General features: G+C 43.6%; 21 protein-coding genes and 1 riboswitch. Of the genes, 8 read left to right on the forward strand and 13 right to left on the reverse strand.

Annotated elements, in window-relative coordinates:
• Positions 1-6: 6 nt before the first annotated feature.
• Entirely contained in the window at positions 7-1,302 is a 1,296-nt protein-coding gene (locus MHI27_RS25830) for a TrkH family potassium uptake protein (RefSeq protein WP_076300399.1), read from the reverse strand.
• Between the two features lie 136 nt (positions 1,303-1,438).
• A riboswitch (cyclic di-AMP (ydaO/yuaA leader) is annotated at positions 1,439-1,618 on the reverse strand.
• Between the two features lie 314 nt (positions 1,619-1,932).
• On the opposite strand from MHI27_RS25830, the gene MHI27_RS25835 reads away from it, so the two are divergent.
• Positions 1,933-3,618, forward strand: a complete 1,686-nt coding sequence (locus MHI27_RS25835) for a CPBP family intramembrane glutamic endopeptidase (RefSeq protein ID WP_405174986.1) — start codon at positions 1,933-1,935, stop codon at positions 3,616-3,618.
• Positions 3,619-3,724: 106 nt separating this feature from the next.
• On the opposite strand, the gene uvrC is transcribed toward MHI27_RS25835, so the two are convergent.
• Positions 3,725-5,677: an excinuclease ABC subunit UvrC gene (gene uvrC, locus MHI27_RS25840; protein WP_339267016.1), complete on the reverse strand. Its 1,953-nt coding sequence runs from the start codon at positions 5,675-5,677 to the stop codon at positions 3,725-3,727.
• A 121-nt stretch (positions 5,678-5,798) separates the two neighbouring features.
• Entirely contained in the window at positions 5,799-6,116 is a 318-nt protein-coding gene (gene trxA / locus MHI27_RS25845; protein WP_042130884.1) for a thioredoxin, read from the reverse strand.
• A gap of 358 nt (positions 6,117-6,474) precedes the next feature.
• On the opposite strand from trxA, the gene MHI27_RS25850 reads away from it, so the two are divergent.
• Complete coding sequence (locus MHI27_RS25850) at positions 6,475-6,630, forward strand: YqzM family protein (RefSeq protein WP_143759540.1); 156 nt, start codon at positions 6,475-6,477, stop codon at positions 6,628-6,630.
• Positions 6,631-6,795: 165 nt separating this feature from the next.
• Here MHI27_RS25850 and dnaI read toward each other — a convergent pair whose 3' ends face one another.
• From dnaI to MHI27_RS25865, 3 genes are all read right to left on the reverse strand, one after another.
• Positions 6,796-7,752: a primosomal protein DnaI gene (gene dnaI / locus MHI27_RS25855; RefSeq protein WP_042191560.1), complete on the reverse strand. Its 957-nt coding sequence runs from the start codon at positions 7,750-7,752 to the stop codon at positions 6,796-6,798.
• 18 nt (positions 7,753-7,770) lie between these two features.
• Positions 7,771-9,309 carry a DnaD domain protein gene (locus MHI27_RS25860; protein WP_042191562.1) on the reverse strand — a complete coding sequence of 513 codons (1,539 nt, stop codon included), beginning with the start codon at positions 9,307-9,309 and terminating at the stop codon, positions 7,771-7,773.
• 294 nt (positions 9,310-9,603) lie between these two features.
• Entirely contained in the window at positions 9,604-9,900 is a 297-nt protein-coding gene (locus MHI27_RS25865; RefSeq protein WP_042130887.1) for a YuiB family protein, read from the reverse strand.
• 349 nt (positions 9,901-10,249) lie between these two features.
• On the opposite strand from MHI27_RS25865, the gene hemQ reads away from it, so the two are divergent.
• A complete protein-coding gene (gene hemQ / locus MHI27_RS25870; protein ID WP_042191564.1) occupies positions 10,250-11,002 on the forward strand; it encodes a hydrogen peroxide-dependent heme synthase in 753 nt (250 codons plus the stop codon).
• Between the two features lie 59 nt (positions 11,003-11,061).
• Here the strand turns inward: hemQ and MHI27_RS25875 are convergent, their stop codons facing one another.
• The gene (locus tag MHI27_RS25875; protein WP_042191567.1) at positions 11,062-11,340 is read right to left on the reverse strand and encodes a hypothetical protein; all 279 of its coding nucleotides are present in this window, start codon (positions 11,338-11,340) and stop codon (positions 11,062-11,064) included.
• Position 11,341: 1 nt separating this feature from the next.
• Positions 11,342-12,535, reverse strand: coding sequence for an NAD(P)/FAD-dependent oxidoreductase (locus MHI27_RS25880; protein ID WP_042130890.1), 1,194 nt, complete (start codon positions 12,533-12,535; stop codon positions 11,342-11,344).
• A 331-nt stretch (positions 12,536-12,866) separates the two neighbouring features.
• On the opposite strand from MHI27_RS25880, the gene MHI27_RS25885 reads away from it, so the two are divergent.
• On the forward strand, positions 12,867-13,841 hold the full coding sequence (locus tag MHI27_RS25885; protein WP_094877850.1) for an NAD(P)/FAD-dependent oxidoreductase: 975 nt from the start codon (positions 12,867-12,869) through the stop codon (positions 13,839-13,841).
• 131 nt (positions 13,842-13,972) lie between these two features.
• Here the strand turns inward: MHI27_RS25885 and MHI27_RS25890 are convergent, their stop codons facing one another.
• Both MHI27_RS25890 and MHI27_RS25895 read right to left on the reverse strand, forming a co-directional pair.
• A complete protein-coding gene (locus MHI27_RS25890) occupies positions 13,973-14,116 on the reverse strand; it encodes a sporulation histidine kinase inhibitor Sda (protein WP_036685584.1) in 144 nt (47 codons plus the stop codon).
• Positions 14,117-14,430: 314 nt separating this feature from the next.
• Positions 14,431-15,093 carry a YheC/YheD family protein gene (locus tag MHI27_RS25895; RefSeq protein ID WP_042191569.1) on the reverse strand — a complete coding sequence of 221 codons (663 nt, stop codon included), beginning with the start codon at positions 15,091-15,093 and terminating at the stop codon, positions 14,431-14,433.
• Positions 15,094-15,423: 330 nt separating this feature from the next.
• Between MHI27_RS25895 and MHI27_RS25900 the strand changes: the two genes are divergently transcribed.
• Complete coding sequence (locus MHI27_RS25900) at positions 15,424-15,633, forward strand: hypothetical protein (protein ID WP_042191571.1); 210 nt, start codon at positions 15,424-15,426, stop codon at positions 15,631-15,633.
• Positions 15,634-15,700: 67 nt separating this feature from the next.
• Here the strand turns inward: MHI27_RS25900 and MHI27_RS25905 are convergent, their stop codons facing one another.
• Together MHI27_RS25905 and MHI27_RS25910 are read right to left on the reverse strand one after the other, a co-directional pair.
• On the reverse strand, positions 15,701-16,153 hold the full coding sequence (locus MHI27_RS25905; protein WP_076285244.1) for a GNAT family N-acetyltransferase: 453 nt from the start codon (positions 16,151-16,153) through the stop codon (positions 15,701-15,703).
• A 100-nt stretch (positions 16,154-16,253) separates the two neighbouring features.
• Positions 16,254-16,613 (reverse strand): iron-sulfur cluster assembly accessory protein, encoded by a 360-nt coding sequence (locus tag MHI27_RS25910; RefSeq protein ID WP_042191575.1) that lies wholly within the window; start codon positions 16,611-16,613, stop codon positions 16,254-16,256.
• A 371-nt stretch (positions 16,614-16,984) separates the two neighbouring features.
• On the opposite strand from MHI27_RS25910, the gene mqnE reads away from it, so the two are divergent.
• Positions 16,985-18,091 carry an aminofutalosine synthase MqnE gene (mqnE, locus tag MHI27_RS25915; RefSeq protein WP_076285245.1) on the forward strand — a complete coding sequence of 369 codons (1,107 nt, stop codon included), beginning with the start codon at positions 16,985-16,987 and terminating at the stop codon, positions 18,089-18,091.
• Positions 18,092-18,140: 49 nt separating this feature from the next.
• Positions 18,141-19,202, forward strand: coding sequence for an NAD(P)/FAD-dependent oxidoreductase (locus tag MHI27_RS25920; protein WP_405174987.1), 1,062 nt, complete (start codon positions 18,141-18,143; stop codon positions 19,200-19,202).
• Between the two features lie 68 nt (positions 19,203-19,270).
• Here MHI27_RS25920 and MHI27_RS25925 read toward each other — a convergent pair whose 3' ends face one another.
• Positions 19,271-19,525 (reverse strand): YuzB family protein, encoded by a 255-nt coding sequence (locus MHI27_RS25925; protein WP_149645001.1) that lies wholly within the window; start codon positions 19,523-19,525, stop codon positions 19,271-19,273.
• A gap of 81 nt (positions 19,526-19,606) precedes the next feature.
• Here MHI27_RS25925 and MHI27_RS25930 point away from each other — a divergent pair, with 81 nt between their 5' ends.
• Positions 19,607-19,855, forward strand: coding sequence for a NifU family protein (locus MHI27_RS25930; RefSeq protein WP_042130899.1), 249 nt, complete (start codon positions 19,607-19,609; stop codon positions 19,853-19,855).
• The last annotated feature ends 26 nt before the right edge of the window (positions 19,856-19,881 follow it).

The following is a 19,881-nucleotide window of genomic DNA, read 5'->3' on the forward strand; positions in this document are numbered from 1 at the left end:
TAACTCCTATCCAATAATTATTTTACCTTCTGGGTGCTTATACAATGGTTTACCCTGTTTTGGTCCAAGCGCATACACTAATGTCAATGGACCTAGCCGCCCCGCAAACATCGTCAGACAGATCAGAATCTTGCCGAAGATAGACAGTTCAGGTGTCAGGCCCATGGTTAGTCCCACCGTGGCAAAAGCTGAGGTCGTCTCAAATAATATCGCTAAGAAATTACTATCCTCTGTTGTGGACAGTAACATCGACACCGTGAGGACCAATAGCAAAGCGAGTAATGTTAGCGTCAACGCTTTATAGATACGCTCCTGCGCCAACCGGTAACGGAACAGTACAACATCTTCACGTCCGCGCAGCATCGCGATTACTGCACCAATCATAATCGTAAAGGTTGTAGTCTTGACCCCGCCACCTGTTGATCCTGGAGATGCACCAATAAACATAAGAATAACCATAAAGAACTGTGAGGCTTGCCGCAGTCCGGCAATATCCACCGTATTGGCGCCAGCGGTTCGGGGCGATACGGACTGAAAGAATGCCGATAATATTTTGCCGCCGAAATTTAAATTCCCCAGTGTGCGCTGATTCGTAAATTCAAATATAAAAATAACCAAAGCGCCGATAAGAATAAGCCCTGCAGTGGTGGAGAGTACAACTTTGCTATGCAAAGATAATTTACGTTTGACACGAAACTCCACCAGATCCGACATGACAATAAAACCAATACCGCCAGAGACAATCAGAAACATCACCACGATGTTCACTAGCGGGTCATATACATAATCGGTTAAACTCCGGAAATCCCCGAAAATATCAAATCCAGCATTATTAAACATAGACACCGCATGAAATATTCCAAAATAAATGGCCTTTCCCAGTGGCATATCAAACGCCCAGCGTATGGACAGAAGCACCGCTGCACAGCCTTCGATGACCAAGGAATAAATAAGTACTCTCCGGATCAGTCGAACAATCCCCTCCATAGAGCCTTGGTTCATTGCTTCCTGAAGGATCAGTCTGTCCCGCAAGGAAATTTTGCGTTTCATCATCATGGCAAATAAGGTCGCCATTGTCATAAACCCTAAGCCACCAACCTGGATAAGCACCATAATTACGGTTTTCCCAAAAATGGTGAATGTCGTCCCGGTGTCCAGCACCACAAGTCCTGTCACACAGGTGGCCGATGTTGCAGTAAACAACGCATCAATAAAACTCACAACATTCCCACTGGTACTTGAAATGGGAAGCATAAGCAGCAAGGCTCCAATCAGAATGATCGATGCAAAACCAAGCACCATAATCTGAGGCGGAGAGAGCTTCAGGAACTTTGATTCAGAAACCCTGCGAAACTGTGAAGCCACTACGCTCACCCTCTTATCTAAATTTAAAGAATTCCAACAAAAAAAGCACTGGAAAACCAATGCTACCCTTGGTTCCTGCAGTAAATTAGCCTACGAGGTTAGCTGACGGATTCGGACTGTGCAGGCTGCCCTATTCGTTCCTAGAACGAAATTCACCCCTGATGAATAAAGACAACGCCTATGGCGTATACTCATCTTTTCATTACTTCTTATGGTTCCCCCGTTTTCACCTGAAATTCGGCTATATACAATTGCATACAAATTATATATGTTATTTCGATAAATCACAAAGACACTATTAATGGTGATTCATATGAAAAATGCGGTTTGGAGAGGATGTACCACTAAGAGTGCCTTTTCTCATCACTTTTCCGTGTTTTCCCTGCAATTGCATCGATTTTCATGAAAAATGAAGAAATAATCACCTTAAATTCATGGTATATATTCAGCTACCTATTCTATAATATCTCTATTACCCATAAAAAGAATATACGATGATTTTTGTAACTATCATGGCACTAATACTATAATGGAACATAACATTGTCAGTTTACAAGGAGGCGTTACATGAATCCCGTTGGCCAGCCCTTACAGCAACGTGCCCTCTCCAAGAGGCTCATCATCTCGGGCATTATCGGTCTTATTCTATTTATTATGTTTCAAATTGCTCCCTCGGTGCTAAATAGCCCTGCCGGGGAAGATACTACTGTCATCAGTAAGGCGGAAGCCCGCGACAAAGCCATATCATTCGCAGAACAAAAGCTGAACTACACCAAAGCACCAACCGATCAGTGGAATGTACTGTACGATACGGACTCTTCCTTTTATGGTTATATGTCCCGCGAGAAGCTTTTGGAGGACTATACAAAAAAGAAATTGGATCAACGATATCCTTTTGACATTTTCCGTGTAACACTTAGTCCTTCAGCGGAACAAGAGCCACTGATCTCTGTTGACCTCAATATGTATACTGGTGCAGTTGTCGCTTTCACACAAGGTGCAGAAGGATCAGGTACCGGATTACCAAACAATGTATCCACCAGTGCAAAAGAAGAGGACAAGGGTACTACCTTATCACTTGCACAAAAAGAAAATCTTGCCCGTCCCTGGCTTCAGGAATGGGATGTAAATCCCGCCAAGCTACAAATTGAATCGAATACGGGAAACTACGGGCTCGTGTATACAGATCGTTCCGTTCAGATCGGCGAATCCTTACTACACTATTATTTCGATTTCACTGGCGAACAGGTATCCAGCTTTAAAGCAGGATTCACCGCTCCAGCCTGGCATACCACCTATGTAAAGGACCAGACCTCTCTCGCGGAAAAGTTTACTTTATTCGGCTACGGTTTGCCTACTTTAGCTTTAGGAATTCTGGCACTCATCTACAGCATACTTAGAAGAGAACATACCTCCTTTAAGCGTGGAATATTCCTAAGCTCAGCTTATTTTGTAATCATGATGATCAGCACCTATAATATGCTCCCTGAATCCTCAGGCGAAGGACTCGAGGCTCAGATAACTTCCGTCATAATGTTCATCATTTATGCCTTATATAGCCTCCTAATGTCTTCCCTGCTCTATTTTTCTTTAGTTGGAGGGGACGGCCTATGGAAAAAAGAAGAGGGGATGAACCCATGGCCTCGTGCTAAAGAGCCTGGCTATGGAAAATATGTTCTGGATAGTATCCGGGCTGGATACGTCTGGGCATTCGTGCTGCTAGGGGTGCAGACCCTTATGTTCATCGTATTATCACTTACCTTGCAGAACTGGTCCACTACTGACGCTACTCAATCTCCTTACAACATGAGATATGCTTGGCTGCTGCCCATCGTTGCATGGCTCGCTGGTTTATCCGAGGAAGCCATTTATCGTTTTTTCGGAATTCCTATGTTGAAAAAAGTATTCCGAAGCACGTTCATTGCTTGCCTGATCACCACGCTGGTTTGGGCGTTTGGCCATACGCTGTATCCGATCTACCCCATCAGTTCCCGTCCTATTGAGCTGACCGTGATCGGTTTGCTCTTTAGCTATATATTCCTTCGTTACGGCTTTATTGCCGTCATGTTCAGTCACGTCGTGTTTGACAGCATTCTGATGGGCGCTACGCTGATCTTTATGAAGGAAAGCGTGAATGTAGGGGCTGGTATCTTCGCGATTATCATGCCGTTCATAGTCGCCTACATCGTCTATCGGTTTAATCCACCGCAAAAATCAGAACCTAAGCCGGTTGAACCTACATCTGTAATTTAAAGAAGTAACGGGTGGATAACCTATAATTAAAAAAGGTGTCACAGCAGAAAACTGCTGTGACACCTTTTTTATATTTACGTATACATCATTCCAGTATTTCGAATGCCTATGTCGCTGGCTCTTCATCCTTGAGCGCCTCAAGAATTTGACTAGCCAGCTTTTCGCCAATAGAAAGTGATTTAAAATCCTCTATGGAGGCTTCTTTAATTTTCTTTAGTGATCCGAAATGCTTAAGCAGCGCCTTGCGCCGCTTCTCGCCTATACCTGGTATGGAGTCCAGTTTAGAAGTAACCATGGACTTCCCACGTTGTTCACGGTGGAAGGTGATGGCGAATCTATGCACCTCATCCTGAATCCGTTGCAACAGATAAAATTCCTGACTATCCCGAGCCAAAGCGACAGGTTCTGGCGGATCTCCAACCAAAAGCTGAGCCGTCTTATGCTTATCATCCTTAACGAGACCACAGACCGGAATGAATAACCCCAGCTCGTTCTCCAGAATATCAATAGCTGAGGATATCTGCCCTTTACCACCATCGACTACGATAAGATCTGGTATCGGCAGGTTCTCTTTCAGCACCCGTTCATACCGCCGCCGGATGACCTCGCGCATCGTTCCATAATCATCCGCACCCACCACCGTACGAACCTTATATTTACGATACTCTTTTCGTGCGGGCTTGCCATCAATGAAGACAACCATCGCAGAAACCGGATTAGTCCCTTGAATATTCGAGTTATCGAACGCCTCGATCCGGCTTAAGCGTTCGAGCCCCAAGCTCTCGCCTAAGCTCATTGCAGCACCAGAGGTACGTACTTCATCTCGTTCAATAAGCCGGAACTTCTCGTCGATTGCGACTGTAGCATTTTGGCAGGCCATACCGACCATCTGCTTCTTGAGGCCACGCTGTGGAACTAGCACTTTGGTGCCGAGCCACTCCTGTAGAATAGAGGCGCCACCTGCAGCATCAACGACACCTGCTGCTGATGCTTCCGCAGCGGCCATTTCACGGGCCTCAACTTCTTCAGGCGATTCGGGGGTATCTTCCCCCTTTTGTAGATCTTCTTCGGCTGGAGCAGCAATGACAATCGCCGGTTTAGCTTCTTTATCAACCACTGCTTCCTCGTCAAGCACATCCGGCAGAAGAATCTCCTGCGGCAGAGCAGGATTATCACTGTAATACTGCGTCACATAAGACATAAAGTCACTGTAGGCTTCCCCATAGAACGGAAAGACAGAGGAGTGGCGCTGAATCATCTTCCCTTGTCTCATGTACAGAATCTGTACACACATCCATCCCTTGTCTACCGCATAACCAAATACGTCACGATCCTTAGTATCTGTGGTGTTAATCTTTTGTTTCTCCATCAATGCATCAATATGGATAATCTGATCCCGCAGTTCCTTCGCCCGTTCAAAATATAATTCCTCAGCAGCTTCCTGCATCTTCTGCTGTAGATCCTTCTTAACCGCATCATGACCTCCGCTCAGAAAAGCAGCGATATCTTGCGTAATCTGCTCATACTCGGATTTCTGCACTTCCTTCTCACACGGCGCCAAGCATTGGCCCATGTGATAGTAAAGACAGACTTCCTTTGGCATTACGCCACATTTACGGAGCGGATACATACGATCGAGGAGCTTTTTCGTTTGCTGTGCAGCATAACCATTAGGATAAGGGCCGAAATATTTTGCTTTATCTTTAATCACCCGGCGTGTGACTTCAAGCCGAGGGTGAGTTTCATTCGTTATTTTGATATAAGGAAATGTCTTATCGTCCTTCAGAAGTACGTTATAACGCGGCATATGCTTCTTAATCAGATTGCACTCGAGAATGAGCGCTTCCATGTTACTGGACGTAACAATATATTCGAAATCTGCAATATTAGCGACAAGCCGCTGAGTTTTACCATTATGACTGCCTGTAAAATAAGAGCGAACCCGGTTCTTAAGCACCTTCGCCTTACCCACATAAATAATGGTGCCTTCTTCATTCTTCATCAGATAGCACCCGGGCAGGTCGGGTAATAGAGCCAGTTTGTTGCGGATATTGTCCAAAATGATCCCCTCCAGCTAAATTGGACCCATAATTAATTGGCATTCAGCACACAAAACGCCTCCGGAATGAACCGAAGGCGCTGAGCGGCAGGGCCGAGGCCCGAACAGTAGCATTTAACAATTATTGATGTTTAGCTACGATATTTTTCAGGGATTCTTTGGAGTTCAATCCCACAACTTTATCTACCGGTTGACCGTCTTTGAAGAAGATCAGGGTTGGGATACTCATCACGCCAAAACGGGAAGCCGTTTCCGGATTCTCATCCACATTCAATTTTGCAATCTTCACGCTGTCTCCCAGTTCTGCGGACAATTCGTCCAAGATTGGAGCAATCATCTTACAAGGACCACACCAAGGAGCCCAGAAGTCTACTACTACAGTACCTTGACCTTCCACTTCGTTACTGAAGGTTTGGTCAGACACGTTCACGATAGCCATGATATTGTTCCTCCTCTAAAGTTTTACGAAACATTACTCCACTCTAAACCAAAGCTTAGTTTATGGAAGCTGCTCCGAAAATATAAGTTAATAAATTGTTTCATGTAATATGATAACCAAATTACCACTTACCGACACAATTCCAGTATAACATATCTTTAAGGGATATGTTATATATCACATACAATTATATTGCCCTCAAACTAATTTTATTTACGTTACTCTTTTCTTTACAATCTCCCCAGCCTTTCGGTATACTCTAAGAAAGCGCATTAAATGTCAATGACTTATTTCATAATGGTCAACTCAATTTGCATCTTAACAATACAGGCATTGTCCCTGTAAGGAGGCAGAAGCTATGGATGTCAACGCGCAAGCACGGGACCCACGAGAACATATCAACGAAGAACCCCGCAATGATCTAGGCGATTTAATGAATGGATTTTTCGGAATGACTGCATTTATGACCGTTGTCTTTTTCGGCATGGTTATCATTAAGTTCATTTCGGAGTAAGGGAATCATCGCAATATAAACAGAGGCCGTCTCAAAAGTAGTGAATGCTACTTAGGGGGCGGCTTCTGTTTTTGAGAGTAAATAAGAAAAAACAGAGAGCAACGATCCTCCAATAAAAGGAGAATCGCTGCTCTTTTGAATGTTACGGTTATGAATATTTCAAGTTTATCTAATCGTCCCTCGTTGATTCTCCCCATGCAGTGGAATGACATCCACAAAAGGAGCAATACGATCCATCAAACGTTGGCCTTTATAAATCTCCTCGCCATCCTTGCTTGTAAAGCTAAGATGTTTCTCCAATCCATCGAGCGGATAATTCGAGGTATAGAAGGTTGGCTTACGGTTCATCCGATAATTCAGAATCGCACCAAGCACATGATCACGCGCCCATGGATTCAAGTTCTCCGCACCAATATCATCAAAAATAAGTAAATCGCAGTTTTTCAACGTATCTACGGTTTCCTTCATCTTCTGGCCGTCCATCATGATCGACTTCAAATCCTCGATAAAATCTGGCATATATACGATAACTCCAGTATAGCCGGCAACAGCAAGCTCATGAAGCAAGTAACACATCAGAAATGTTTTGCCTGTTCCGAAAGTCCCATGTAGATAAATCCCGCGCGAGGTCAGACCCTCTTCTTTAACGCTCGTGATATAATCAAATATTTTATTAACAGCAGAGACCCGGCGTGGATCCTTGCCCATAATATCTATTTCATCATAACCGCCATTGAGCACACGCTCGTCCACATAAAAGCTACGGATACGTTTGCGGATGCTATCCTGATTATCCTGTGCCACTTTAAGCCGGCATGCCGTCTTGCGCTCATATAAGTCCGCCGAACCATTCACGCTCTCGACCGTAAGTTTGCTAAAGTGACCAGGGAAATCATTCGGACATTTCTCTAGACCCGGACAGTTCGCACAGTGGCGGCTTTCCTCTACATATTGATACAGGCGGCTCATATGAAGCCGCAGTCGCGAATCATCTAACTCAGGATGTTCAGACTGTAATGCCTTCACAAGCGGATGATTGAATAACTCCTGTTCAAGATCGCGTTGACGCTGCCGTAGAGTTGGATTGTTAATCGAACGAAGCACATCGCCCATAGACTCCATAGTTCCACCTCTCTTTCATTACGGCGCTTGGGAAACGCCTTTTTTCTTGTTGGCTTTAATTTCTGCCGCTTTCTTCATCATCGCCGCGAATTCCTCTTCCGATACCGTTCCGGCACTTCCATCGTCCAGCACAATCGGAATTTCCGGTTTAGCGGATCGACCTGTATTTTTGGCATATGAACGTGATCGAGATCCTGCCGCCGTGTTAGTTGTAGCTCCCTTGCCTTTCACTTTGGACTGATCCCTGATATATTTTACAGCCTTTTCGTAGGTGTTCACCTGTTTAACCAGCATATTGGAAGCGATAGCCTCCACAAAATTGCGGTTCATTCGCTGTTCTCCACCTGAGGCTACCATAGTCATTAAGTAATGAATAAGTACATTGATTACTTCACCGCTTAGCTTATAGTTCAAATCTATTTTCTCGAACATATCCATCAAATGACTGGGTACTGCACCTGGGAAAAAAGTTTGAAGCAGCCGCGTATAAGGTTCGTTCCGCAGCATCATATTATATTGGTGGATGTCACATTTGGACAAAAATTGTGGTGGTACTTCTACATAATACTCCATCTCTACTGATTGCTCCGGTGGTGCTATAGAATCATCATTCTCTTCAGAGGCACTGGAACGGATGGAAACAACCTTAGCAGCAGCAACTTCACGCTTTTCTTGTCGTTTCATATCCTGCCTGAAATGCTGGCTCGCTTTATATTGCAGTGCATCCAGAATAACCTCGCCATCCGGTGAGAACACGCCATCTTCATCCAGCAGACGACATAAATCCTGCGGACTGAGTTCGTACTTATGAGCTACATAGTTAATAACACCCATTTGAGTATGGTCAAAACGCAGTTTTTCTACATGAGCCCGGTTCACGGACTCTCTTGGAAAACGCAAAATAATATCACTATATCCAATCGCTTGTTCTCCAGATTCACGCATACCAGGCTGACGCACAGTGGCTACTTCTGCAAGTGCCTGCTCCAGCTCATAATCAATGACATGTGTATTAAGTTGAAAAATATCATAAAAAGGCACGGAGATATTCTCTTTGCCTATGGATCTGCGACTCCATTCTTCTGGCTCTCGATTCCAGAATTGTTCCCGTAAGGACAGCACAGCAAATTTGCCGATTTTATCGCGTAACAGCAACGTCAAATGCTGAGTGGCAAAAAAGTCAGCTGGCGATAGCGGCGGCATAAGCTCATATTCATATAAGTAATCATCGGTTTCCGGCACATAGATTCGACAGGTCTGTAGCAGACCTACCGCTTCTAACCGGGAAGCCTGATCTATTAAATATTTGCGGCCTTTCTCATTTGGTTCAACGCCTAGCGTCATAAATAATCTGCGCTGTTGCTCCACTCCAGAATAGCCAATGCTATCTGCTGGCACATGTTCAACCAGCAAGCGATAGAAACTGATTGCAAAAGCTCCTACCATAGGCTGATACACAGAGCTAAGCATACGTCCATCTATAACACTAAGACCAAATTCGCGGGAAACGCAGTACCGATGATGTTCGGTGAAATGATGTAAGTTACTCATGCGCATCTACGGATACCCCCTTGTTTTCACGAATTCATACAGGATTCTATTCTATCATAAAAAACGTCGCCGGAAATGTAAATAAACTACCAATTCCGACTCTTTTCGCTATATAATCAGCTTTTTCATACGATTATCTACCTCTATTAAACAAGAAGAAACGGCTTCACTGTCCTCTGGAAATGAGGAAGGTTCCGTTTCTCGCTGAATTTCAAAATTGATTCTTAGCGTAGAACTAAAAGCTTATATGTTCAAAAAAACGACTCTCACATCAGAGCCGCAGGTCTTCCGATTAAATCTTTAAAACATCTTGTAACCGCCAAAGCGCAGTTTTTGAATGGTCCATCCACTCAATATAGCACCTGCAAGACCAGCGACACCAGTTAAGTAATCAACAAAGTGGAAACTGGAGAGATGCTCCCAGAGCGACATCGCGCTTCTATCCCAAATGGAATAGACTACGACGGGTAGAATAATAAGTACGAATAGATAAGCGGGAAACCAGGTTGTCTTCATTAACATGTTAAGAATAAATCCAATACCAAACATCATCACAAAGAATAAAACGGTTAGGATAAACACTGGAATAAACCCCATCTTACCGTCACTACCCCTTTCTATAAAGAAGCGCACATCTTATACGAGCTAGTAGTAAGTTTACTAGAAAAAATGTCACGAAGCAATGAACTTTATTCAAAATTAGGTCTAATACTCTTACAACGGAATGTCATCATTTGCTCTAAGCAACTTGATTGCGATACAATGCATATAGATTAATAAATCATACATAGTCTATGATGCAGGAGCTTCGTAGCTAGTTTTACGCGATGTTATTTCAAGCGGAGCCTATGCTTCGTAAAACAAAGCGTATGCTTCCGATGCAAGTTTTACGCGATGTTATTTCAAGCGGAGCCTATGCTTCGTAAAACTTTTAAGGAGTGAGATCATGAACGAAGCCGCTATGACACTGGAAGGCTGGTATGCATTGCATGACTTCCGCTCACTGAACTGGACCGCATGGACGGCAGCAGATGATGAAGAACGTGCCGTTGCTCTGGAAGAATTACATGCTTTTATGCAAGAATGGAGTCCTGTCGAAGAAGCCAAACAAGGCAGCTCCGCGGTATATTCCATCGTTGGCCAGAAGGCCGATTTCGTAATGATGTTCTTGCGCGAAAGCTTGGAAGATTTGAACCAGCTTGAGACGGCCTTTAACAAAATCGCTTTTGCTCAATATACAACTAAAGCCTATTCCTACGTAAGTATTGTTGAATTAAGCAATTACCTTGCGGGGGGCAGCGATGGTAGTGATCCTATGCAGAATCCGCATGTTATCGCACGTCTAAAACCTGTTTTGCCGCAAGCGAAGCATATTTGCTTCTATCCAATGAACAAGAAACGCGAGCTCGCCGATAACTGGTATATGCTTGATATGGATAAACGTCGGGAGCTGATGGCTTCTCACGGATTAATCGGACGTGGTTATGCTGGTAAGGTGAAACAAATTATCACCGGCTCCGTAGGTTTTGATGATTGGGAATGGGGCGTAACCCTGTTCGCTGAAGATCCGCTGCAATTCAAGAAGCTGGTTTACGAAATGCGCTTTGATGAAGTCAGTGCTCGCTACGGCGAATTCGGACCTTTCTATGTCGGCAACCTGCTGACTGAGGATTCTTTTGAAGAAATGCTTAAATTGTAATTGTAATAACAAAAAGGGTGAGTCTCCAGATCTTTATGGAGACTCACCCTTTTTAAACGCTATAACGAAGTTCCTGCTTCCTCATCCTCTTCGCTGTCATCTTCATCATCACGCAGACTTTCCAAATATTCAGCCGTAGCCCTGTCACGCGCTCGCCCTTTTTCCTTTAAGCGTTCAATGCCAGGGAGAATGAGCAGATCAATTTCCTTTTGAACAACATACGCTAGATCGTACTGATTCTGATCCTCCAGATAAGATCCAACCTCAATCAGTCCGTTATATCGGTCCAATTCTTCTCGGGTCAGCAATCCACGCACCTGCACGCTGCAGTGACGCATCTTATAAGAATCTTCCTTTTTTCAGAACCAGCGGAATCCCACCGATAATGAACAAATAGCGCATATCCACAACTTTTTTCAATTGAGCTGCAGTCCAGCCCTTGTAAGTTTTGCTGCCAACTACAGCAATCCCTTGACCTTTACCTAGAGAAGCTACTGTTCCTTTATTGCTGAATGCGAATTTCTTGGGTTGTTGATTACGGATCGCAGCCACCAAATTATGTGCACAGCACTCTCCCTGTTGCATAGCAATTTGTGCCGTTGGCGGATAAGGACGCCCTTCTGGGTTAATCATCAAGGAGCCGTCTCCAATAATGAAGATATTGTCTTGGCCTGGTGCACGTAAATATTCATCTACTTTCACACGTCCACGCATAGCTTCAAATCCTGCAGCTTCAATCAGACGATTCCCTCGAATTCCGCCTGTCCAGACAATTGTAGAAGCCTTAATCTCTTCGCCTGATGCCAGAATTACACCGTTTGGTAAACATTCTTTGATCGCAACGCCCATCTTGAATGTAACACCCTTCTTAGTGAGCAAGTTCATCGCATACTCAACAAGTTCTGGAGCAAATCCAGGCAGAGCTGTTGGAGCAGCTTCTATGTTATATATATTTACCATGCTTGGATCAACGTCAAATTCTTTGCACAACCCAGGGATGCGGTCAGCTAATTCGGCCACAAATTCAATTCCGCTAAAGCCGGCACCACCGACTACGAAATTAATATGCTCCTGAGCATTGTTCTCGTTCTTATATTTGGCAAATTGATACTCAATATGTTCACGAATCAAACGAACGGAGTTGATGCTCCGGATCGTCAGTGCGTATTTATCAAGTCCTGGAATACCGAATGTTTCAGGCTCTCCGCCCAAAGCAATGACGAGATAGTCATACGAAAGAGTACCATCCTCCAAAATAATCTTTTTCTGCTGGGTACGAATTTCCTGAACAGATGACTTAACGAGATCGATCTTGAATTCATCGATTAGTTTAGAAATAGACACCCGAGTGTGTTCAATACTGTCTGTACCCGCGGCAGGCATATGTAGATGGGTAGTAAAATAGTGGTACTCGTGACGGTTTACGAGCGTGACATCCGCTTCATTATAGTTCAAAGCCTTCTGTAAGCGCTGTGCGGTCAAAATACCCCCATAGCCCGCGCCTAAGATTACGATTTTGGGAATACTACTCATGTTCCGGCTCCTTCCAAGAGGTAAATCTGTCTTTGTATTTTTTATTGAAACAATGTACGGTCCTTTTTGTGAATTTATACACTTATATTTAGAAGAAATTCCAATCAAACTTAAAGGATTTCTAAATTGACCATATCCATTGTAAACCTTAGTGTACTATTAATCAAACATTAAAATACTAAAAAACGTCACATTCTTATTGTGTTCTAAAGTCTTTCTTTGCAGGTATGTGTCACAATGTTTATAATAAGAAAGAATACAAGTATGGCAAAATGAATATATCAACTCGGAGGTGTAATATCCCGTGACACAAGAGCAATCCGGCGTTCCTATGAGCGACCTTTTAATCATAGGTGGCGGTCCAGCTGGCATGTTTGCCGCATTTTACGGTGGGATGCGTCAGGCATCAGTAACACTTATTGAAAGTATGCCCCAATTGGGAGGACAACTTGCTGCACTTTATCCTGAAAAATACATTTATGATGTAGCAGGTTTTCCAAAAGTAACTGCACAAGAATTGGTTGACAACCTGACACGGCAAATGGATATGTTCCAATCGAATATCCGGCTGGAGGAGAAAGTAATTTCTGTTCAGAAACGGGACGAACGCCATTTTGTTGTTACAACTGATGTAGCAGAATATCACAGTAAAGCTATTATCATTACAGCTGGCGTAGGCGCTTTTGAACCTCGTCGTTTAGAACTGCCAGACGCAGGACGGTTTGAAAAAGCCAACCTTCATTATTTTGTAAATGATTTAAATGCCTTTAAAGATAAAAAAGTTCTGATTAGCGGTGGAGGAGATTCCGCAGTAGACTGGGCACTAATGCTGGAACCGATCGCGGAGCAAGTAACCCTGATTCACCGCCGGGATAAATTCCGTGCGCATGAGCACAGCGTAGAGAATCTGATGGCTTCCAAAGTTAACGTAATTACACCTACTGAAATTACAGAACTGCATGGTGACGAGTTTATTACTAAGGTTACCTTATCTCATATCAAGACCAAGGAAACACAAGAAATCGAAGTCGACAGTGTAATCGTCAATTTCGGATTTGTTTCCTCTCTGGGACCCATTGCAGAGTGGGGTATCGATATTGAAGGGAACTCCATTGTCGTTGACTCACGTATGGAAACGAGTATTCCGGGAATCTTTGCAGCCGGCGATATCACCACATATCCAGGTAAGCTGAAGCTAATTGCTGTAGGATTCGGCGAAGCCCCAACGGCTGTGAATAATGCAAAAGTCTACATCGATCCGGAAGCCAAGCTTTCACCAGGACACAGTAGTAATATGAAACTCTAATTCTATCTACCATAATAAAAAAGGGTATTCTGACAGGCCTATCAATACTAGCCTATCAGGATACCCTTTTATGTTTGTGACTCGCGGTTTATTTATATGTAGCCAGCTACAAAGGTATACTTTGCGCTCTTTTAATGAAGAACCGCATGAACTGGAGAGTGTAAGTTTCGTTTGCGAATCTCAACGAGTAGAAGAGCGATGAAATCATGCTCTAGTTGCAGTTCTATCGCTCTATGGTAAGAGTCTAGAAGCATCTCATCGGACAATTCAACCATAACGTTCATCTACCTTTCCTGTATTTGGATCTGAATCTATCATATCAAACTATCATTTTTCGAACAAGCGTTCGTGTTATCCACAAGTACATGTGGAAATCCTGTGTATAATATGTGCGTAAGCGTTACAAAGGTGATAACTGCACAGTGGAATATGGGGATAATAGTTATACACAGGACTGAACCACTTGTATACAGCTAAAAATATATTTTTATTGTAAATAAATCACAATATAATTTACCCCAAAAGAACGCAACTAAACGCAATTTTATCTTACTACTCTATTATCGTCAATTCTAAAATTTTTGTTAATTTACTGAGGTCTTGTATTAACCTCCAGAATCCATATTTTACCTGAATAATCCACGGCGTAATCAAAACCCAGTTCGCCTATTCCAGGGAAATGCCGCTCCATCAGTTCGATACATACGAGCGTCAGCCTGCGCATTTCTGCTTTCTTCGCTGAGGCTTTAATTCGAGGCAAGGATCTGCGAAGTCCTTCTCGACAAGAAAGCATCGTGCCTCCTTTACATAAATTAGTTACGAACAGGCCAGGCCGGGCCAATCTTCCCACCATAGAGCGAAACTCCCAAACACCGCCATTCCTCACTACTTTGACCCGATAATCAATAGGACGCCCACCAATTCTGGCGAGAGAAATCCCCTGTTGAATCAAATATTTACGTCTAACCTTGACGAAATGAAGCGCTCGTCTCATGGATCTAAAGTCCTTGTAAATTCGAGTTCTGTCCATATAAGTAAATCCATAACCTCGACTATCCCGAAACACTTTAATTACACCGTAGCCTCCACCGCCAACTATTGGTTTAATAACAACATTTCCGTATCTCCGGAGCATGGCTAACAGTGAGTCAGCCGAATACACCCTCGTCATTGGTATATAATGAGAAACCCTCGCGTCACTGAGCAATGCTTCTGTCTTCAACCATTTGCTAGCCAATTGTCTTCCCGACATCGTCCTTTCCCTCCTTTCACATTCCAGCCTACCCTATACATTACTCAGAAAAGGCCCCACCCTCTTGTATGATTGTCCGTGTAGGAGGAAGCTCTTAGCAAAAAGGGCTTAGAGCTTGTATCGACAACATTCTCAACCTCGCAGGTTAGATTGCAGATTTTGTAGAACCTCATTTCTGAACATTCGACATCTAAATCGCAATGGATGAGTTCACTATAACTAGAATAATCTTCAAAATCGTTGTATTATTAATAGCGGTTACATTTTCAATTCCTACTATATAATAATGAATTAGAGGCTCGCTAAAAAACAGCGCGGGGAGGGCTCGGAATGGCTCAGTTTTTCGAGGTATTATATTGGGTGGCCATGCTTGGGATGTCCATCGTATTGGCTGGAACGACTATACTGATCTGCGCTATTGGCTTTAAATTCATTAAAGACAGACGCAGAGCACTGGGTGCTGGCTGTATTGCCTTTTCCCTTGGAGCCGCAGGGCTCATCGTGTTTATGATTAACTACAAGTTTATTATTCCAGCCTAATTGTACGCAGGAACAAACAAAAGCCCTCTCGAGGAATTCCATCGGAGGGCTTTTGTTTGTATGTCACTCATATATCTAGCGTAAGACGGATCATATCCACTACCTTGATCCCATTTTCAACAATCTCTTCACTATAATGTCTGATAAAAAAATCTCTATCGATTCCGGTAATCCTAAATCCACATTTCTGATAAAGAGCCAGTTGTCCTACACTAGAATTTCCCGTACCCACTTCAATCGTCTTCGCACCAAGTAATCTCGCATTCTGAATCGCATGATACACCAACTGTTTTCCTATCCCTTTACTTTGCTGATTCTCATCAACGGCTATATTCACTAGCTCCACTGTCTCAGGTCTCGTTTGTAGCAAAACATAGACACCTATAATGCAATTCTCCACTTCAGCTACAAAACATTGCCCTCTTTTTAAATACGCTTCAACAAGACTTAGGGAAGGATCGGCTAATAACAACAAATGTAAGGGTGGTTGTTCTTCTGCGTTTAATTTCCTAATTAGCATGCTTAGAGCTCCTTGTGATGACTTTTGTCATTGAGAATAAAAAAGCCTCCAAGCCCGTGTTGTAGAACTCAACATGGGGCTTGAAGGCGTAACGTCGCGATTAGCAAGGCTCTTCGTTCGGTTTTCCTGCATCCGTAGCTGTACGGAAGCTTGAGCCACAGCCACAGGTTGCAGTAGCGTTCGGGTTATTAATAGTGAAGCCACCTGTCATGCCGGATTCTTCAAAATCAATTTCGAGACCATCAAGGTAACGAAGATTTTCTTTCTCCACGACAACCTTCATTTCTTGGATGTCCATATATACGTCCTGATCGGTTTCATTATCATCAAAGCCCATAGCGTAAGAGAATCCACTGCAACCGCCGGGCGTTACTCCAATACGGAGGAACATGTTCGGCACTTCTTGTTCAGCAAGCATCGCCTTTAATTGTTCTGCTGCCTTTTCGCTAATATTAATCATGATCATATCCTCCTATAAATTAACTTACTTCAACAGAAAAACTTATGTTTAAGGGACCTTCCGGTCAAAAATTACTTTCTTAAAAATATATACTTAATAAACTCAGTATAACCGACTATTCCATTACCCTCAAGTCACAACTGCCTTATGCCTGACCTGCCGCACCAAAATAAACCATCCATATCCAGCTGTTGATCCCCTTATAAGAGAGGTTTATAATAAGGAAGGCAAACATAAGTAAAAATTCGGAAATTTGTCACGGAGGCTAAACCTCCGATTTATTTTCATGAATGAACAGCTACCGTCTGGGTAAGTCTGGGAATTATCTGCGGGCAATGGACCCCGTAAAACTTTCAGGAGGAATTTATTATATGTCTACTCTTTTCACCCCCCAAACAGACGCCCGAATGATGAACATTATTGAAAAAGTTCGTGGCGGCGAAAGATTGAATTTAGAAGATGGCGTTTATTTATATCAAAGTAACGACCTACTTACGATTGGCCAGTTAGCAAATGAAGTCAATCTCGCAAAGAACAACAACAGGGTATATTTTATCGAAAACATGAGTCTATATTTCACCAATGTTTGCGAATCTCACTGTGCATTCTGCAATTTCCGCAAAGATGATGGAGAAGAGGGAGCTTATACCCTTTCCGGTCAGGAAATGGTGCAATATGTCGAACAGCATATTCATCCAGGTGTGCGCGAATTTCATATCGTCGGCGGTCATAATGACAAGGTTCCTTTCCAGTATTACGTGGATTCTTTAAAAGCCTTGAATGAACGTTTTCCTGAGGTAACCTTAAAAGCATACACTGCAGCCGAAATCGATTTTTTTACCCGAATTAGCGGGTTGAGTATTCGTGAGGTGCTGGAACAGCTGCGTGCTGCTGGACTTAAGACGCTTACCGGTGGTGGCGCAGAAATATTATCCGATCAATACCGTAAAAAAATGCGTGTAGATAAGGCTAATGTGGAAGAATACCTAGAAGTTCACCGGACAGCACATCAGCTTGGCATGAAGACCCATACGACTATGCTCTACGGCTCGATTGAATCTCATGAGGATCGTATCCGGCATATGATGCAGATTCGTGATCTACAGGATGAAACCAATGGCTTTATGGTATTCATTCCATTATCTATGCAGCCTAAGAACAAGAATGCAGGAATTATGCGCCGCAACTCCGCTTATGAGGATCTGAAGACGATTGCGATCAGCCGATTGATGCTGGATAATTTCGATCACATCAAAGCTTACTTTATTAATATCGGTCCTCAGCTTACACAGGTTGCACTGAACTTCGGTGCTTCTGACGTACATGGTACTATTCTTAAAGAACGCATTAGCCATGCGGCTGGTGCCTTAACACCTGAAGGCCTCACTCGCGATGAATTGATCTGGTTAGTAAAAGGTGCTGGACGAATTCCAGTAGAACGCGACACGTTCTACAATGCGATAAAGGTATACGAATAAAAGACTACCTAGATCCGTTATCCTATATTGGAAAGGAAGTTCGGTCAGCATGAGAACACTACTCGTTCTGGGCGGCGGCTATGGCGGCTTGGCCCTAATTCAAGAATTGCTCAATAATCACCTTCCACAGGATATTGAAATTATCTTAATTGACCGAATGCCTTATCAAGGAATCAAAACGGAATATTATGCGCTTGCCGCAGGTACAGTAACTGACTATCACTTGCGGATCCAGTTTCCGGTTCATCCCCGTCTCACTATCCGTTACTGTGAGGTGAGTTCCATTGATTTGGAGAGTAGAATCGTTACAATGGAGCCTGACGAGACTGTGTCTTATGACATACTTGCCATTGCACTAGGTTGTACCGACAATTACCATAACATCCCTGGAGCTGATCAATATACTTGCAGTATCCAGACCTTTGCAGGGACACGCGAAACTTACCAACGTTTAAACGATGTGAAGCCTTATGGAACTATAAACATTGTAGGCGGAGGACTAAGTGGAGTGGAATTGGCGGCAGAGCTTCGGGAGAGCCGACCAGATCTTAATATTGCTATTCTGGATCGCGGTGAACGTGTCTTATCTGCCTTCCCTGCGAAGCTGTCACAGTACGTGGAGGAATGGTTTCACCACCATCAAGTACAGACACTTGGACGTGTCTCCGTATCCCATGTAGAGAAAGATGCGCTTTTTAACGGTACAGAGGAAATTCTTTCAGATGTTACAGTATGGACCGCAGGGATCCAACCTGTGAAGGTTGTTCAGGAATTAACAGTCCCGAAGGATCGCGGAGGACGAATCATTTTGGATGAATATTATCGTGTACCTGATTATCCAGAAGTGTATGTAATTGGCGACTGTGCCAGCCTGCCGTTCGCTCCAAGCGCACAAGCCGCAGGAGCGCAGGGTGAGCAGGTTGCTCAGGTTATTCAAGCCATGTGGCGCGGCGAGACCCCTAAGCTTCATCCTATTCGTCTAAAGGGTACCTTAGGCTCACTAGGCAAGAAAGCTGGATTTGGTCTGATGGGCCAACGCTCCGTCAAAGGACGGGTTCCCCGTATCCTTAAGAGCGGGGTGCTCTGGATGTCAAAACGCACTTTAGGATAAACCTAAGGGCTGCTCTTTTCCGTATTTATAACGGAAAAGAGCAGCCCTTTATTTTCCACAAAAAGCATTTAGTCAAGATCCATGTTGAACCAAGCCTCTAGCTCTTTGATTTTAGCATCAATTTTCTCTTCTAGCTCGGCAACCGTATCTGCAGCAACGATGTCACCTTCAACCATGGCAAAGGGAGTTAAATAACATTCCCCACAATTGTTCAGGCATCCGTATTCGATCACATCGTAATCTGGATTTTCCTCCAGCTTATGCATTAGCTTGTCTGTTCCGTGACCCATGTTACTGGCACAAAATTCAATAATTGGTCTCATGATGATCTCCCTATTCCGCCTAACCATTTTATTTTTTAACTTTTTGTACTATAATGAACTTATGAAAGGAGTGATTGAGAAATGAGTGAGAATGCACAAAGCACCGAAATGTATGATGAAGTATTGGAAGTGCTGGATAAGCTTCGTCCGTTCCTGCAACGCGATGGCGGCGACGTTGAACTGGTCGATGTAGAAGACGGCATCGTTAAGTTGAAACTTATGGGTGCCTGCGGCAGCTGCCCAAGCTCCACGATCACCTTGAAAGCCGGGATTGAACGCGCCCTTCTTGAGGAAGTAGAAGGCGTACAAGAAGTTATGCAAGTATTCTAATCCCATTCAATATCATTCCCGATCCT

The organism is Paenibacillus sp. FSL H8-0261 (assembly GCF_045040645.1).
Classification (GTDB): domain Bacteria; phylum Bacillota; class Bacilli; order Paenibacillales; family Paenibacillaceae; genus Paenibacillus_AQ.

Bases quoted from the DNA above. Each gene is read 5' to 3' on its own strand.
- MHI27_RS25830 (WP_076300399.1), bottom strand. From the start codon at position 1,302: ATGGTGCTTGGTTTTGCATCGATCATTCTGATTGGAGCCTTGCTGCTT.
- MHI27_RS25835 (WP_405174986.1), top strand. From the start codon at position 1,933: ATGAATCCCGTTGGCCAGCCCTTACAGCAACGTGCCCTCTCCAAGAGG.
- trxA (WP_042130884.1), bottom strand. From the start codon at position 6,116: ATGGCTATCGTGAACGTGTCTGACCAAACCTTCAGTAACGAAGTGGAA.
- MHI27_RS25850 (WP_143759540.1), top strand. From the start codon at position 6,475: ATGGATGTCAACGCGCAAGCACGGGACCCACGAGAACATATCAACGAA.
- dnaI (WP_042191560.1), bottom strand. From the start codon at position 7,752: ATGGAGTCTATGGGCGATGTGCTTCGTTCGATTAACAATCCAACTCTA.
- MHI27_RS25860 (WP_042191562.1), bottom strand. From the start codon at position 9,309: ATGCGCATGAGTAACTTACATCATTTCACCGAACATCATCGGTACTGC.
- MHI27_RS25865 (WP_042130887.1), bottom strand. From the start codon at position 9,900: ATGGGGTTTATTCCAGTGTTTATCCTAACCGTTTTATTCTTTGTGATG.
- hemQ (WP_042191564.1), top strand. From the start codon at position 10,250: ATGAACGAAGCCGCTATGACACTGGAAGGCTGGTATGCATTGCATGAC.
- MHI27_RS25875 (WP_042191567.1), bottom strand. From the start codon at position 11,340: ATGCGTCACTGCAGCGTGCAGGTGCGTGGATTGCTGACCCGAGAAGAA.
- MHI27_RS25880 (WP_042130890.1), bottom strand. From the start codon at position 12,535: ATGAGTAGTATTCCCAAAATCGTAATCTTAGGCGCGGGCTATGGGGGT.
- MHI27_RS25885 (WP_094877850.1), top strand. From the start codon at position 12,867: ATGAGCGACCTTTTAATCATAGGTGGCGGTCCAGCTGGCATGTTTGCC.
- MHI27_RS25890 (WP_036685584.1), bottom strand. From the start codon at position 14,116: ATGGTTGAATTGTCCGATGAGATGCTTCTAGACTCTTACCATAGAGCG.
- MHI27_RS25895 (WP_042191569.1), bottom strand. From the start codon at position 15,093: ATGTCGGGAAGACAATTGGCTAGCAAATGGTTGAAGACAGAAGCATTG.
- MHI27_RS25900 (WP_042191571.1), top strand. From the start codon at position 15,424: ATGGCTCAGTTTTTCGAGGTATTATATTGGGTGGCCATGCTTGGGATG.
- MHI27_RS25905 (WP_076285244.1), bottom strand. From the start codon at position 16,153: ATGCTAATTAGGAAATTAAACGCAGAAGAACAACCACCCTTACATTTG.
- MHI27_RS25910 (WP_042191575.1), bottom strand. From the start codon at position 16,613: ATGATTAATATTAGCGAAAAGGCAGCAGAACAATTAAAGGCGATGCTT.
- mqnE (WP_076285245.1), top strand. From the start codon at position 16,985: ATGTCTACTCTTTTCACCCCCCAAACAGACGCCCGAATGATGAACATT.
- MHI27_RS25920 (WP_405174987.1), top strand. From the start codon at position 18,141: ATGAGAACACTACTCGTTCTGGGCGGCGGCTATGGCGGCTTGGCCCTA.
- MHI27_RS25925 (WP_149645001.1), bottom strand. From the start codon at position 19,525: ATGAGACCAATTATTGAATTTTGTGCCAGTAACATGGGTCACGGAACA.
- MHI27_RS25930 (WP_042130899.1), top strand. From the start codon at position 19,607: ATGAGTGAGAATGCACAAAGCACCGAAATGTATGATGAAGTATTGGAA.